The organism is Pseudomonas sp. FW305-25, assembly GCF_017351415.1.
In the GTDB taxonomy this organism is placed as follows: domain Bacteria; phylum Pseudomonadota; class Gammaproteobacteria; order Pseudomonadales; family Pseudomonadaceae; genus Aquipseudomonas; species Aquipseudomonas chlororaphis.
Map to the genome: position 1 here is coordinate 1 of NZ_JACNDE010000002.1, position 14,325 is coordinate 14,325.

General features: G+C 62.5%; 11 protein-coding genes and 2 pseudogenes. All 13 read right to left on the reverse strand.

Features of this window, described 5'->3' with window-relative positions:
* A pseudogene (locus J4E58_RS32155) lies at positions 1-480 on the reverse strand (methyl-accepting chemotaxis protein); the annotation flags it as partial.
* 396 nt (positions 481-876) lie between these two features.
* Positions 877-1,569, reverse strand: a pseudogene (locus J4E58_RS32160) (methyl-accepting chemotaxis protein); the annotation flags it as partial.
* A 474-nt stretch (positions 1,570-2,043) separates the two neighbouring features.
* A complete protein-coding gene (locus tag J4E58_RS02405; RefSeq protein WP_009041907.1) occupies positions 2,044-3,336 on the reverse strand; it encodes an adenylosuccinate synthase in 1,293 nt (430 codons plus the stop codon).
* 54 nt (positions 3,337-3,390) lie between these two features.
* The gene (locus J4E58_RS02410; protein ID WP_087089898.1) at positions 3,391-4,578 is read right to left on the reverse strand and encodes an ATP phosphoribosyltransferase regulatory subunit; all 1,188 of its coding nucleotides are present in this window, start codon (positions 4,576-4,578) and stop codon (positions 3,391-3,393) included.
* A gap of 315 nt (positions 4,579-4,893) precedes the next feature.
* Positions 4,894-5,763, reverse strand: a complete 870-nt coding sequence (hflC, locus tag J4E58_RS02415; RefSeq protein WP_007921367.1) for a protease modulator HflC — start codon at positions 5,761-5,763, stop codon at positions 4,894-4,896.
* Positions 5,763-6,932, reverse strand: a complete 1,170-nt coding sequence (gene hflK / locus J4E58_RS02420) for an FtsH protease activity modulator HflK (protein ID WP_007921369.1) — start codon at positions 6,930-6,932, stop codon at positions 5,763-5,765. The genes hflC and hflK overlap by 1 nt, the downstream gene beginning before the upstream one ends.
* A gap of 96 nt (positions 6,933-7,028) precedes the next feature.
* The gene (gene hflX / locus J4E58_RS02425) at positions 7,029-8,330 is read right to left on the reverse strand and encodes a ribosome rescue GTPase HflX (protein WP_007921372.1); all 1,302 of its coding nucleotides are present in this window, start codon (positions 8,328-8,330) and stop codon (positions 7,029-7,031) included.
* 12 nt (positions 8,331-8,342) lie between these two features.
* Positions 8,343-8,603, reverse strand: coding sequence for an RNA chaperone Hfq (gene hfq, locus J4E58_RS02430; protein ID WP_007921378.1), 261 nt, complete (start codon positions 8,601-8,603; stop codon positions 8,343-8,345).
* Between the two features lie 93 nt (positions 8,604-8,696).
* Positions 8,697-9,668, reverse strand: a complete 972-nt coding sequence (miaA, locus tag J4E58_RS02435) for a tRNA (adenosine(37)-N6)-dimethylallyltransferase MiaA (RefSeq protein WP_053259423.1) — start codon at positions 9,666-9,668, stop codon at positions 8,697-8,699.
* The gene (mutL, locus tag J4E58_RS02440; protein ID WP_007921383.1) at positions 9,668-11,578 is read right to left on the reverse strand and encodes a DNA mismatch repair endonuclease MutL; all 1,911 of its coding nucleotides are present in this window, start codon (positions 11,576-11,578) and stop codon (positions 9,668-9,670) included. Before mutL ends, miaA begins: the two co-directional genes overlap by 1 nt.
* Positions 11,575-13,002, reverse strand: a complete 1,428-nt coding sequence (locus J4E58_RS02445) for an N-acetylmuramoyl-L-alanine amidase (RefSeq protein ID WP_207255309.1) — start codon at positions 13,000-13,002, stop codon at positions 11,575-11,577. Before J4E58_RS02445 ends, mutL begins: the two co-directional genes overlap by 4 nt.
* Positions 13,003-13,005: 3 nt before the next feature.
* The gene (gene tsaE, locus J4E58_RS02450) at positions 13,006-13,476 is read right to left on the reverse strand and encodes a tRNA (adenosine(37)-N6)-threonylcarbamoyltransferase complex ATPase subunit type 1 TsaE (protein WP_009041903.1); all 471 of its coding nucleotides are present in this window, start codon (positions 13,474-13,476) and stop codon (positions 13,006-13,008) included.
* Positions 13,464-14,324 carry an NAD(P)H-hydrate dehydratase gene (locus J4E58_RS02455; protein ID WP_087089894.1) on the reverse strand — a complete coding sequence of 287 codons (861 nt, stop codon included), beginning with the start codon at positions 14,322-14,324 and terminating at the stop codon, positions 13,464-13,466. Before J4E58_RS02455 ends, tsaE begins: the two co-directional genes overlap by 13 nt.
* Between the last annotated feature and the right edge of the window lies 1 nt (position 14,325).

The window sequence follows — 14,325 nt, forward strand, 5'->3', positions numbered from 1 at the left end:
CAATTGGGCTGCCAGGCTATCCAGTACCTTGCCGCTGGCCGTGGTCTCCACCACAGCCTGAGCTGCACGCTCAGCCTGGGCATGAATGGTCTCGACCCGGCCGCGCACCGCTTGCGCGCCCTGAGCCTGATGGGCGGCCGCCTGGGTCGCCAGGCCAATCGCCGCGTGCACCTGCTCCACCGACGACTGCACCGATTGTTGCAACCGCGCACTGTCGCGCAACACCAGCAACCCTTCGTTGGCCTGCCTTCCAGCCTGGCCGATCGCCGCCACCGCCTCGCGCGCGCCCTGCTGCAGCGCACCGATATGCGCCTGGATATCGCCGGTAGAGCTTTGCGTTTTGCTCGCCAGCGCCCTGACCTCGTCGGCCACCACCGCAAAGCCGCGCCCGGTTTCCCCGGCCCGCGCCGCTTCAATGGCCGCATTCAAGGCCAGCAGGTTGGTCTGCTCGGCAATCCCATGAATCACCGTCAACACCACCTCGATCTGTTCGCTCTGCTGCGCCAGGCGTTCGATGACCTTGGCCCCCGTGTCGACCTGCCCCGCCAGTGCCTCGATAAGACCGCCCACCTGGGCCGAGGTCCGAGTGTTTTCGTCGGTCGCCTGACGGATCTCCACCACCTGCTGCAAGGCCGCCTGCATCGCCTGGCTTTCCGCCTGGGCTTCGTCAGCCATCTGCGACAGCGCCCGCAAACTCTCCGCCACCTCGTCACGCTGGGCCTCGGCCGCGGCGTCCGCCCCAGCATTACGCAGGCTCATCGCGCCGATTTCGACGCCAGTACGCTGCGCCACATCGCCGGCCTCACGCACGATCGGCTGCAACTTGTCGACAAAACGATTGACCGCCGAGGCCATGTCGCCGATCTCGTCATTGCTGTTGAGCTGGACCCGCTTGGTCAGATCACCCTCACCGGCGGCCAGATCGTTTAACGCGGCGATCAGCAGATGCAGCTTGCTGACCACTCGCCGCCCCAGCACCACCGCCAGCAACAGCAAGACCCCGCAGCCGACCAGCGCCAGGCCCATGCCGATGCGCCAGCGCAGGGTGGCCGCCGCGTCCTGCACGGTACCCGCAGTGTTGGCCTGCATGTCCGAAGCAGTGGTCTGCGCCGACTGCAGGCGCGCACGCATGGCCGCCGAACTGTCCGCCGAAGCGCCCTTGAGGCTATCGCCAACCAGTTGGTCGCTGCTGGCGATCAAGGCCTCGAAACGCTTGTCCAGCGCCGCCACATCAGCCTCGACCGACGCCGTGGAAACCCCCATCAGCACCTTGCCGATCTCCACGCCGTTAGGACTGATGGAGGCCTCCAGGTAGTAGACCGATGGATCGTTCTTGGCCGCGTCCAGCACCTTGTCCAGGGCACGCTCGCCCCTGCCCTTCTCCAGCAGCGCCTTGTTGATCGGGTTTTCCCGGTTCAGATAGCGGGTCAGGTGCTCGCCATTGGCATCGTCGTACACCACGAACAGCACGTTGGGATTGCGCTGGGCGCGCCGGGCGAACTCGGAGAGGGTCGGAACGTCGCTGTCCCACATGGCGCGCGGGGCCACCGAAGCGAGCAACTGGGCCATATCGTTGGCTGAATCCTTGAGATCCTTCTCCAGCGTCGCGCGCAATTGCGCCTGCTCCTCTTCCAGGCGCGAGGAGAGCCCGGCGGTCAAGCGTTGCCGGGTGTTGCTGGAAAGGCTTTCCAGGCTCGAGGTGACCTCACGAGCCGCCTGTTCCAGTTCGCCGGACAGCTTCTGGCTATCGACGCCCAGACGAGCGGCCAGATCCGCCTCCAGCGCCGTTACCGTGCTCCGGGTCAGGGCAACGGCAACCAGCACCTGCACCAAAAGGGCGATACCAAGGGTAACGAACACAGGTCGCAACAAACGGCTTTGTAACAGTGAGAGAACGGCCGACACAGGAAATCCCTCTACTTCAACGCCATCAAATTAATGGCACTCTGGAAGAGCAAATCACAGCAAGGGTCGTGCCGCCCGGCAGGTAGAAACGACAAAGGCCCCTATGAAGGGGCCTTTGTTTTTTACATCAATAGCTTATCAAGCAAACGGGTGACGCAGAACGATGGTCTCGTTGCGGTCCGGGCCTGTCGAAATAATGTCGATCGGCGCGCCGACCAGCTCTTCGATACGCTTGATGTAGGCACGGGCAGCGGCCGGCAGCTCTTCCAGGGTCTTGGCCCCCAGGGTCGACTCGCTCCAGCCTGGCATCTGCTCGTATACCGGCTCCAGGCCGATATAGCTGTCAGCGTCGGTTGGCGCGTCGATGACTGCGCCATCCTGGTTTTTGTAGCCCACGCAGATGTTGATGGTTTCCAGGCCGTCCAGTACGTCCAGCTTGGTCAGGCACAGGCCCGAGATGCTGTTGACGTCGATGGCGCGACGCAGGATGACGGCATCGAACCAGCCGCAACGGCGGGCACGGCCGGTGGTTGCACCGAACTCATGGCCACGCTTGGCCAGGAAAGCGCCCACGTCATCAAACAGTTCGGTCGGGAACGGACCCGAACCTACACGAGTGGTGTAAGCCTTGGTGATACCGAGGATGTAGTCCAGGTACATCGGGCCAACGCCCGAACCGGTGGCGATGCCGCCGGCAGTGGTGTTGGAGCTGGTGACGTACGGATAGGTACCGTGGTCGATGTCCAGCAGCGAGCCCTGGGCGCCTTCGAACATGATGTCCTTGCCCGCGCGACGCAGCTGGTGCAGCTCGGCGGTCACGTCCAGCATCATCGGCTTGAGCAGCTCGGCGTATTCCATGCACTCGTCGAGCGTCTTCTGGAAGTCGATGGCCGGCTCTTTGTAGTAATTGACCAGTACGAAGTTGTGGTAGTCCAGCAACTCGCCCAGCTTCGCGGCGAAACGCTCGCGGTGGAACAGGTCGCCGATACGCAGGCCGCGACGAGCGACCTTGTCTTCGTAAGCCGGGCCGATGCCGCGACCGGTGGTACCGATCTTCTGCTCGCCGCGGGCCTTTTCACGCGCCTGATCCAGCGCTACGTGGTAGGACAGGATCAGCGGGCAGGATGGGCTGATACGCAGGCGCTCACGCACCGGTACGCCTTTCTCTTCCAGCTTGACGATTTCACGCAGCAAGGCGTCCGGCGCAACCACCACGCCGTTGCCGATCAGGCACTGGACGCCTTCGCGCAGCACACCCGAAGGGATCAGGTGCAAGACGGTTTTCTCGCCGTCGATCACCAGGGTGTGGCCAGCGTTGTGGCCACCTTGGTAGCGCACTACGGCGGCAGCATGTTCGGTCAGCAGATCAACGATCTTGCCTTTGCCCTCATCACCCCACTGGGTGCCCAGGACTACGACATTCTTACCCATAACACTTGTCCTCATTCGCGCAAACTTGGTGCCGGCAACGGCCGGCGGGAAAACTCAAGAAGCCAGCGGCAATACTTGCCAAAGCCCGTTCTGCTGAATCAATTGCCGGTCGCAGTCCGCTTCACGGGCGGCGGCCAATGGTTGTCCAGGCAAGGCCTGAACCACGCGCTGACCCTCACTGCGCAACTGGCAAACCTGCTGCCAGAGGGCTGCATCCGTACTGTCCGGCATCCAGATACCGCCAGACGGTAGCTCGATCTCAGCACGCCCCAGGGTCACCAGGGTTTTCAAATCGGTAGAAAAGCCGGTTGCCGGACGGGCGCGACCGAAGTCGGCGCCGATGTCGTCATAACGACCGCCCTGGGCAATGGACTGGCCAACGCCCGGCACGAACACCGCGAATACCACACCGGTGTGGTAGTGGTAGCCACGCAACTCGCCCAGGTCGAAGTACAGCGGCAATTCAGGGAAACGCACAGAAAGACGCTCGGCAATCGCCAACAGGTCATCCAGGGCCGCCAGTACCGGCGCCGGCGCATTGGCCAGGCGTTCGCGGGCTGCAGCCAGTACTTCACGGCCGCCGCACAGGTCGACCAGCGCCCGCAGCATGCCGGACAAGTCGGCCGGCAGGTCTTCGGTCAAGGTAATGACTTCGTCGATGGCCTTGCGTTGCAGGGCATCGAACAGCTGCTGTTCCACTTCGCCGGAGAGACCGGCCGCGCGGGCCAGGCCACGGTAGATACCGACATGCCCCAGATCCATGTGCACATCCGGCACATCGGCCAGTTGCAGCATAGCCAGCATCAGACTGATGACTTCCACATCGCTGCTCGGGCTCGCATCGCCATACAACTCGGCACCCAGCTGGATCGGGCTGCGCGAGGACGACAAGGCACGCGGCTGCGCATGCAGCACGCTACCGGCGTAACACAGGCGGCTCGGGCCTTCGCGACGCAGGGTATGCGCATCGATACGGGCCACCTGCGGCGTAATGTCGGCGCGGAAACCCATCTGCCGACCCGATTGCGGGTCGATGACCTTGAAGGTACGCAGATCGAGGTCCTGGCCCGCGCCAGTCAGCAAGGATTCCAGGTACTCGATATGAGGGGTCACGACGAACTCGTAACCCCAGCTCTGGAACAGATCCAACACCTGGCGACGCGCAACTTCAATGCGCGCCGCCTCAGGTGGCAGTACTTCTTCGATGCCATCTGGCAGCAGCCAGCGGTCTACCGTTGCCATTACGCCATTCCCCTGTGATCCAGGCGGCCAGCCTATGGGCGGGCCTTGAGTGAAGCAGAAAATGATCGGCCCATGTGCAAACCACGCGCATGGGCGACGGGGCGAAAAGCCTGAACCCGGCTTCGCCACTCACTTTCCTCGAAAAAAACTGTCGAGTCGTTCAACTCGCCGTCTTGCACCAACAACCACAATCAAACGTGCAGACGCAAAAAAGCCGGGAATTTCCCGGCTGCCGCATCATACACTCGTTTTCCCAAAGGATCACCCCGCCAGACACTTTAGCCGCCGGGCGGGGCGATTCAGGTCAACGTCGCATCAAGGCTTGGCCTTTTCCAGGTAACGGAAAAAGTCGCTGCTTGGATCCAGGACCATGACGTCGGATTTGTTCGCGAAGCTTTCACGATAGGCACGCAGGCTACGGTAGAAACCGTAGAATTCCTGGTCCTGACCGTAGGCCTTGGAGTAGATGGCTGCGGCCTGGGCGTCACCATCACCGCGAATCTCTTCCGACTCACGATAGGCTTCGGCCAGCAGTACGCGGCGCTGACGATCGGCGTCGGCACGAATACCTTCCGCCAGCTCGTTACCCTTGGCGCGATGCTCACGCGCTTCACGCTCACGCTCGGTGCTCATACGCTCGAAGACGCTGCGGTTCACTTCCTTCGGCAAGTCGATGGTCTTGACCCGGACATCGACCACTTCGATGCCCAGCTCTTTCTCGGCCATCTTGTTGAGCGAAGCCGTGATGTCCGCCATCAGCGCATCACGCTCACCGGAAACCACTTCGTGCAGGGTGCGCTTGCCGAACTGGTCACGCAGGCCCGACTCCAGACGACGGGAAAGACGCTCGTCGGCGATCTGCTTGAGGCCGGAAGTCGCGGTATAGAAACGCTCCGCATCCTTCACACGCCATTTGGCATAGGCATCGACCATCACGGCTTTCTTTTCCAGCGTCAGGAAACGCTGGGTCGGTGCATCCAGGGTCATCAGGCGAGCGTCGAACTTACGCACCTGGTTCACATAGGGCACTTTCACATGCAGGCCCGGCTGAACGTCAGCCTGGACCACACGACCGAACTGCAGCAACACCGCGCGCTCGGTCTGAGCGACGATGTAGAAGCAGTTCCAGGCAGCGATCGCCACGACGACGCCAACGATAAGGGCGATCAGCGATTTATTGCTCATCAGCGACTCTCCCTGGTACGCGCTTGCTGTTGCTGCAGATCAGCTGCCGCACGCGCATTCGCTTCGTTGCTGCTGGCTGCTGCGCCGGTCACCGGAGCACTGGTGCTGCGGCCACTTTCGACCATTTTGTCCAGCGGCAGGTACAGCAGATTGCTCTGGCCGTTCTTGTTGCCGGTCACGAGAACCTTGCTGGTATTGCTGAAGACTTCCTGCATGGTGTCCAGGTACAGACGCTCACGGGTCACTTCAGGCGCCTTGCGGTATTCGGCCACCAACTTGGTGAAGCGATCGGCCTCACCCTTGGCGCGGGAAACCACTTCGCCACGGTAACCGTTGGCATCCTCGATGATGCGCTGGGCCTGACCACGGGCTTCCGGCACGACACCGTTGGCGTAGGTTTCAGCCTGGTTGCGCGAACGCTGCTCGTCTTCACGGGCACGGATCACGTCATCGAAGGCTTCCTGCACTTCACGCGGTGCCGCTGCGCTCTGTACGTTCACCTGGGTAACGGTGATACCGGTGCGATAGGTATCGAGGAAGCGTTGCAGACGCTCCTTGATTTCGCTGGCCATCAACTCACGACCTTCGGTCAGCACCTGGTCCATCGCGGTGGAACCCACTACGTGGCGCAGCGCACTGTCAGTGGCGTGCTGCAGGCTGATTTCCGGCTGATCGACGTTCAGCACGAAGTCCTGCAGGTTGCTGATCTTGTACTGCACGGTCAGCGGCACTTCGACGATGTTCTCGTCTTCAGTCAGCATTTGACCCTGCTTGGTATAGGCACGCTCGCGCGTGACGTTTTCCATGTACTTGCGATCGATCGGCGGGAAGTAGATGTTCAGGCCCGGGCCGACGGTTTCGTAGTACTTGCCGAAGCGCAGCACCACGGCCTGCTCCTGCTCGTCCACGACATACACCGCGCTGTACAGCCACACGGCCGCCAGCACGACCAGACCGATACCGAGCAGGCCGAGACCGCCGCCCTTGCCGGAACTGCCACCATCGTCACCACGTTTCTTGCCACCACCGAACAACCCATTCAGGCTTTCCTGCAGCTTGCGGAAGGCCTCGTCGAGATCCGGTGGCCCCTTGCGGTCGCCATTGTTGCGGCGCTTACCACCCCAAGGATCCTGATTATTCGAGTTGCCACCCGGCTCATTCCAAGCCATAGCGCTCTCCATCTGATAAAGCAAAGACGCACCCACGGCGCGCCGACCAATGCTACAGAATGCCTGCTACAGCGGCACAACCGCTTTCTCAGGCTTTTATTGCAAAGTGTGTTGCTCGATGAACTCCAGCGGCTGCATGCCTTCGCGGCTTACCAGTCGATTCAACTCGACTCGCGGCAAGCGGACAGCCAGCAGGCTGACACCTTCCTCGTCGTGATCTTCTTTCTGCACTGCGCCCAACTCGAAGAACTGCGCTCGCAGTCGAGCAAAACGCTGCGGCAAGCGCAAGGTGCCTACAAACAAATCCTCGCCGAGCAACTCGGCAATGGCCTGCTTGAGCAGGTCCAGCCCTTGCCCTTCACGAGCCGACAACCAGACCCGCTGCGGCTTGCCATCGGCATCGCGCTGGATCTGCGGATCTACCCCCTCGAGCAAATCGAGTTTGTTATAGACCTCCAGTATCGGCAAGTCCTGGGCCCCGATCTCGCCGAGCACCACCATGACCTGTTCGATCTGGGCCATGCGCTCCGGCTCATGAGCATCGATCACATGCAGCAGCAGGTCGGAGTTGCTCGACTCTTCGAGCGTAGCCCGAAACGCCTCGACCAGTTTGTGCGGCAGATGACGAATGAACCCCACGGTATCGGCCAACACGACCGGACCAAGATCGTCCAGTTCGAGCCGGCGCAAGGTCGGATCAAGGGTGGCGAACAGTTGGTTGGCCGCAAACACATCGGACTCGGTCACGGAGTTGAACAAGGTGGACTTGCCGGCGTTGGTGTAGCCCACCAACGATACCGAAGGAATGTCGGCACGCTTGCGCCCGCGACGGGCCTGCTCACGCTGGCTGCGAACTTTCTCCAACCGGGCCTTGATCTGCCGCAGGCGAACCCGCAGAAGACGCCGGTCGGTTTCGAGCTGGGTTTCACCCGGACCACGCAGGCCGATACCGCCCTTCTGCCGCTCAAGGTGAGTCCAGCCACGAACCAGACGGGTACTCATATATTCAAGCTGGGCCAGTTCTACCTGGAGCTTGCCTTCGTGAGTGCGGGCGCGCTGGGCGAAAATATCGAGAATCAGACCCGTGCGGTCAATCACGCGACACTCGAAAGCACGTTCGAGGTTACGTTCCTGACTGGGTGTGAGGATGTGATTGAAAATCACCAGGTCGACCTGTTCGGCTTTGACCAGGTCGCGTAATTCTTCGACCTTGCCGCTGCCAACCAGGTACTTGGCGGTTGGCCGATGACGCGGCACGTTAACAAACGCGACGGTCTCGGCGCCGGCCGATATTGCCAACTCCTGAAACTCCTGCGGATCTTCGCGCGCCTCAGGGTCCTGACCATCCAAGTGAACGAGAATTGCACGTTCACCACCACCGTGGCGCTCAAAGAACAAAGGAGACTCCTATCAGGCGTTACCTGGCTCAGCGTCACCCTGTTCGGATTCGGATGCGCTAGGCAGGCGAATTGGACGAACCGGCACCACTGTCGAGATAGCGTGCTTGTAAACCATTTGGCTGACGGTGTTCTTCAGCAGGATGACGAACTGGTCGAAAGACTCGATCGTACCTTGCAGCTTGATCCCGTTGACCAGATAGATGGAAACCCCAACTTTCTCTTTACGTAAAGTATTCAAGTAAGGGTCTTGTAGCGAATGCCCTTTTGACATGTGCCGCACTCCTTTAAGGATCAATAATAAAAAATCGGAAAACAGATGGCTAAAACCGCCCCACCCCCAAGGATAGACGGCAATTGCAAGGACTCAGCTCAATATGGAGACCGTTCCCAGGTATTTCAAGGCGCGTGGCAGATTGTCGCAATCCAGGCTGTCCAGCCAGTGTAAATCAGCCCAGCTGCGTAACCAGGTGAACTGGCGCTTCGCCAATTGGCGCGTGGCAATGATGCCGCGCTCCTGCATCTCGGCGAATGTCAGCTTGCCATCCAGATGATCCCAGACCTGTCGGTAGCCTACAGCACGTATAGACGGCAACCCGGCATGCAGGTCACTTCTAGAACGCAGAGCTACGACCTCGTCGACGAATCCCTGTTCCAACATAATTGTGAATCTTTGTGCAATACGCTCATGCAGTACCTGACGGTTTGCCGGGGCAATGGCCAAGTTCGCGACAGTATAGGGCAATTGTCCCCGTCCCGAAGCGGCTGCTTCAGTACTTTGCGCAGATTGTCGCAGTCTGTGGGCGGTCATGCTCAGGCCGCTGACCCGATAGACTTCCAGGGCCCGGGTCAGGCGCTGCGGATCATTGGGATGAATCCGCGCCGCCGATTCGGGGTCGATTATCGCCAGTTGGTCATGCAAGGCTTGCCAGCCAAGGCGTGCGGCCTCTTCTTCCAGCTCCGCACGAACCTGTGGGTCGGCCGGCGGCATGTCTGCCAGGCCTTCGAGCAAAGCCTTGTAATAGAGCATCGTGCCGCCCACCAGCAGCGGAATCTTGCCGCGCGCGGTGATATCGGCCATGGCGGCCAGCGCATCGGTGCGGAAATCCGCCGCCGAATAGCTCTCGGCCGGGTCGAGGATATCGATCAGACGGTGTGGAAACTCGGCCAGGATTTCCTTGGACGGCTTGGCGGTGCCTATGTCCATGCCACGGTAGACCAGCGCCGAATCGACGCTGATCAGTTCGCAAGGCAGAACCTTGGTGAGCTCGATGGCCAGGTCGGTCTTGCCAGCGGCAGTCGGGCCCATCAGGAAGATCGCTGGAGGAAGCTGGCTCATCAACGACCGCGCAAGAAGAGTTTGTCCAGATCGTCCAGGCCCAACTGGGTCCAGGTCGGTCGGCCATGGTTGCATTGACCGCTGCGCTCGGTGTTTTCCATGTCGCGCAACAAGCCGTTCATTTCCGGCAGGGCCAGGCGGCGATTGGCACGGATCGCACCGTGGCAGGCCATGGTACCCAGCAACTCGTTGAGGTGCGCCTGGATACGGTCGCTGGTGCCGTACTCCATCAGGTCGGCCAGGACGTCATGCACCAGGCGATTGGCTTCCGCCTGCTTGAGCAAGGCCGGAATCTGCCGGATCGCCAGCGATTCCGGGCCCAGGCGCTGCAACTCGAAGCCCAGGCGCTGGAACCAGCTGACATGCTCCTCGGCACAATCCGCTTCGCGCTGGCTGACAGCGATCGACTCCGGCACCAGCAGCGGCTGGCCGCTCAGGCCTTCGCTGGCCATCGCCACCTTCAGGCGCTCGTACATGATCCGCTCGTGGGCCGCGTGCATGTCCACCAGCACCAGGCCCTGGGCGTTTTCCGCGAGGATATAGATGCCTTTGAGCTGCGCCAGCGCATAGCCCAGCGGCGGGATATCGCCCTGGGCATCCGGCAAGGACGCTGCGCCGGATTCCGGCAGTGGCGCGAAGAACTCACGATAGGCGCTTTGCGCCTCGGCCGCCGGCAACACTGGCTGCGGACGCGGCGTGTACTGATACTGATAACCCGCACCCGAGCCAGTCCCCGGCGGATTGAACGCCGGCTGGGCCTGCGGCTGCTCCAGCGTCATGTTCGCCGCCAGGCGCATTTCGCCCTGGGGGCCGAACTCGCCGGCCTCGATCCCGCTCGGCCGCACAATGCCGGCGACCGCGGCCGGCGCCGCCAGATGGTCTTCCGGCCGGACATCGCCCAAGGCGCGATGCAGGGTGCCATACAGGAAGTCGTGGACCATGCGTCCGTCGCGAAAGCGCACTTCGTGCTTGGTCGGGTGCACGTTGACGTCGACCACCGCCGGGTCGACTTCGAAGAACAGCACAAAGGTCGGATGCCGACCGTTGAACAGCACGTCGCGGTAAGCCTGGCGCACCGCATGGGCCACCAGCTTGTCGCGCACCGCGCGGCCGTTGACGTAGAAATACTGCAGGTCCGCCTGGCTGCGGGAAAAGGTCGGCAAGCCTACCCAGCCCCACAGATGCAAGCCATTACGTTCGACCTCGATCGGCAGCGCCTGCTCGAGAAAGCCCGAACCGCACACCGCGGCAACCCGCCGTGCACGCGCCACATCGTCGTTGGCTTCATGCAGGCTGAGGACGCTTTTGCCGTTGTGGCGCAGGTGAAAGGCCACGTCGAAACGCGCCAGGGCCAGGCGCTTGATCACTTCCTGCAGGTGATCGAACTCGGTTTTCTCGGCCTTGAGAAACTTGCGCCGGGCCGGGGTATTGAAGAACAGGTCGCGGACTTCCACCGAGGTACCGACCGGATGGGCCGCCGGCTGCACGCGCGGAGCCATGTCGCGGCCTTCGGTTTCCACCTGCCAGGCCTGGTCGGCGTCGCGGGTACGGGAAGTCAGGGTCAAGCGCGCGACCGAGCTGATGGAAGCCAGTGCCTCTCCACGGAAGCCCAGGCTCATGACCTGCTCCAGGTCCTCAAGGTTGCGAATCTTGCTGGTGGCGTGGCGCGCCAGGGCCAGCGGCAGATCGTCCGCGGAGATGCCGCTGCCGTCGTCGCGTACCCGCAGCAGCTTGACACCCGCCTGCTCGACATCCACATCGATGCGCTTGGCTCCAGAGTCGAGGCTGTTTTCCAGCAACTCCTTGATCACCGAGGCCGGACGTTCGACCACCTCACCGGCGGCAATCTGGTTCGCCAGTCGCGGGCTGAGCAGCTCGATGCGGGCGCTGCTGATGACTGCGTCATTCATTCCTTGGCCGCCAGTTCTGTACCCGGGATGGTGAGGGTCTGACCGATTTTCAGCTCATCGCTGCTCAGGTTGTTGGCGCTGCGCAGGGTGGCGGCGGAAACCTGATAACGCACGGCGATCATCGCCAGGGTTTCCCCCGGGCTCACGCGGTGGTCGCGAGGTCCCTGGGCAATTTTCCCGGAATCACGCAGCCAGGCGATGTAGGTGCCCGGCGGTGGACTCTGCTGGAAGAACTGCCGCACACCGCTGCTGATGGAGCGCGCCAATGCCTGCTGGTGGCTGACAGTGGCCAGCTTGGACGCTTCGTTGGCATTGGAGATAAAGCCGGTTTCCACCAGGATCGACGGAATGTCCGGAGACTTGAGCACCATGAACCCGGCCTGTTCGACGCGCTGTTTGTGCAGCGGGGTGACCCGGCCGATGTTGCTGAGCACTTTCTGGCCGACGTTGAGACTGGAAGTCAGCGAGGCCGTCATGGACAAGTCCAGCAATACGCCGGCGAGCATCCGGTCCTTGTCATCGAGGCTGACGTTGCCGGCCCCGCCGATCAGGTCTGAACGGTTTTCGCTGTCCTCCAGCCAGCGGGCCGTCTCGGACGTGGCGCCACGGTCGGAGAGCGCGAACACCGAGGCCCCGAAGGCCGCGCGGGACGGTGCCGCGTCGGCGTGGATCGAGACGAACAGGTCGGCGCCTTTCTTGCGGGCGATCTCGGTGCGGCCGCGCAGCGGGATGAAGTAGTCGCCGGTACGGGTCAGCTCGGCGCGGAAGCCCTTGAGGCCGTTGATCTGGCGCTGCAGTTCGCGGGCGATGGCCAGCACCACGTCTTTCTCATGCTGGCCGCGCGAGCCGGAGGCACCCGGGTCCTCGCCACCGTGACCGGCATCGATGACCACGACGATATCGCGCTTGCCGGCCGGGGCCGGTGGCAGCTTGATCTCAGGCTTGGTCGGCGTTACCGGGACCGCCGGCACAGTCGCGACATTCGGCGCGGGCGGTGGTGTCGGCGCAGCATCGGCCGGGTTGTCGAACAGGTCGACCACCAGGCGATTGCCGTACTGGGCATTGGGCGTCAGGGTAAAACTCTTGGGGGTGACGGCCTTTTTCAGGTCGATGACCACCCGCAGGTCGGTAGGCGTGCGCTGGGCCGAACGCATGGCGGTAATCGGCGTATTCGCCGTGGAGACATTCAGCGGCCCGCCGAGGGTCGCACCGTTGATATCGATCACCAGACGATCAGGGGCCGTCAGGGTGAAAACGCTGTGCTGGACCGGCCCGGACAGGTCAAATACCAGTCGAGTGTTATCCGGTGCCCGCCACAGGCGAACGCTGCGGACCTGTGTAGCGGCCAGAGCGTCGACGGCCAATGCCGTAAGCAACAGTCCTACGACAGCAACCAACGCGCGAATGCGCATACCTAACCCCATCAATTATTTGAATTCCAACGCCAAAGCGGCACACCAGGCCTCGCCACGCGAGCCTTGCGACAACAAATGCAGGGAACGCCCGCTGTTATGCGGGCTAATGGTAATGGTCAGGTCCGGCTTTGGCAAAAAGCCCGCACCACGCTGGGGCCACTCGATCAGACACAGTGCATCGCCCTCGAGATAATCGCGGATGCCGAGAAACTCCAGCTCTTCCGGATCGACCAGGCGATAAAGATCGAAGTGGAAGGCCCGCACATCGCCGATCTCGTAGGGCTCGACCAGGGTAAAGGTCGGGCTTTTCACCGCGCCGGCATGTCCCAGGCCACGGATGAGCCCCCGGGACAATGTGGTTTTCCCCGCCCCGAGATCGCCTTCCAGAAAGATCACACCCACCCCTTGAGTGACCTGCGCCAGGCGCGCGCCAAAGGCGATCATGGCGTCTTCGTCTGCCAGATACAGGGTTATTTCAGACACGGTGATTGCTCCTCCAGCAACTGACGAATGACCGGGATCAGATCGCTGGCCGCCAGCCCCCGGCCCAATTTACCTTGATGCTCGCCCGCGACGGCATGCAGCCAGACCGCCAGGCAAGCGCTATCGAACGCCGGCATCCCCTGGGCCAGCAGCGCCCCGACCAGACCGGCCAGTACATCCCCCAGCCCCGCCGTAGCCATGGCCGGATGCCCCCGGTCGCAACGGGCCAGGCGGCCATCAGGGCTGGCCACCAGACTTCCGGCGCCCTTCAGGATGGCGACAGCTGTGTATTTTTTGCTCAGCGCCCGCGCGGCGGCCGGGCGGTCCGCCTGCACCTGCGCGGTGGAAACCCCCAGCAGCCGTGCGGCCTCCCCCGGGTGCGGGGTGATCACGCTGCCCGACGGCAAGGTCAAACCGCCTTTGGCCAGCAGATTGAGCGCATCGGCATCCCAGACCTGGGGCCGCGGCGCATTGGCGGCGGCAGATAAAAGGCTGCGCCCCCAGGCCGCCTGCCCCAGCCCGGGGCCCGCCACGATGACCGACGCCTGCTCCAGCAAGCCCATCAACTGGTTGGCCGAGTCGGTGCCCAGGGCCATGACCTCCGGGACCCGCGCCAGAGCGGCCGCAACGTGCTCGCTGCGGGTCGCCAGAGAAACCATCCCGGCACCGCTGCGCAGGGCGCTCTCGGCGCAGAGCAGCGCCGCGCCGCCAAAACCGCGATCGCCGCCGATCAGCAACAGGTGCCCGAACTGGCCTTTATGGGCGCTTGGCGAACGGGCAGCCAGCCGCGGCAGCGTGTCGGGCATCAACGGCTGAATGTCGGGTAAAGGGTGTTTTGTCTGCGGCATG

What these genes read in the sequence shown, in the direction of transcription:
- hfq (WP_007921378.1), bottom strand. Translation starts at nt 8,603, where the DNA reads ATGTCAAAAGGGCATTCGCTACAAGACCCTTACTTGAATACTTTACGT.
- hflK (WP_007921369.1), bottom strand. Translation starts at nt 6,932, where the DNA reads ATGGCTTGGAATGAGCCGGGTGGCAACTCGAATAATCAGGATCCTTGG.
- J4E58_RS02410 (WP_087089898.1), bottom strand. Translation starts at nt 4,578, where the DNA reads ATGGCAACGGTAGACCGCTGGCTGCTGCCAGATGGCATCGAAGAAGTA.
- J4E58_RS02445 (WP_207255309.1), bottom strand. Translation starts at nt 13,002, where the DNA reads ATGGGGTTAGGTATGCGCATTCGCGCGTTGGTTGCTGTCGTAGGACTG.
- J4E58_RS02455 (WP_087089894.1), bottom strand. Translation starts at nt 14,324, where the DNA reads ATGCCGCAGACAAAACACCCTTTACCCGACATTCAGCCGTTGATGCCC.
- miaA (WP_053259423.1), bottom strand. Translation starts at nt 9,668, where the DNA reads ATGAGCCAGCTTCCTCCAGCGATCTTCCTGATGGGCCCGACTGCCGCT.
- J4E58_RS02405 (WP_009041907.1), bottom strand. Translation starts at nt 3,336, where the DNA reads ATGGGTAAGAATGTCGTAGTCCTGGGCACCCAGTGGGGTGATGAGGGC.
- hflC (WP_007921367.1), bottom strand. Translation starts at nt 5,763, where the DNA reads ATGAGCAATAAATCGCTGATCGCCCTTATCGTTGGCGTCGTCGTGGCG.
- mutL (WP_007921383.1), bottom strand. Translation starts at nt 11,578, where the DNA reads ATGAATGACGCAGTCATCAGCAGCGCCCGCATCGAGCTGCTCAGCCCG.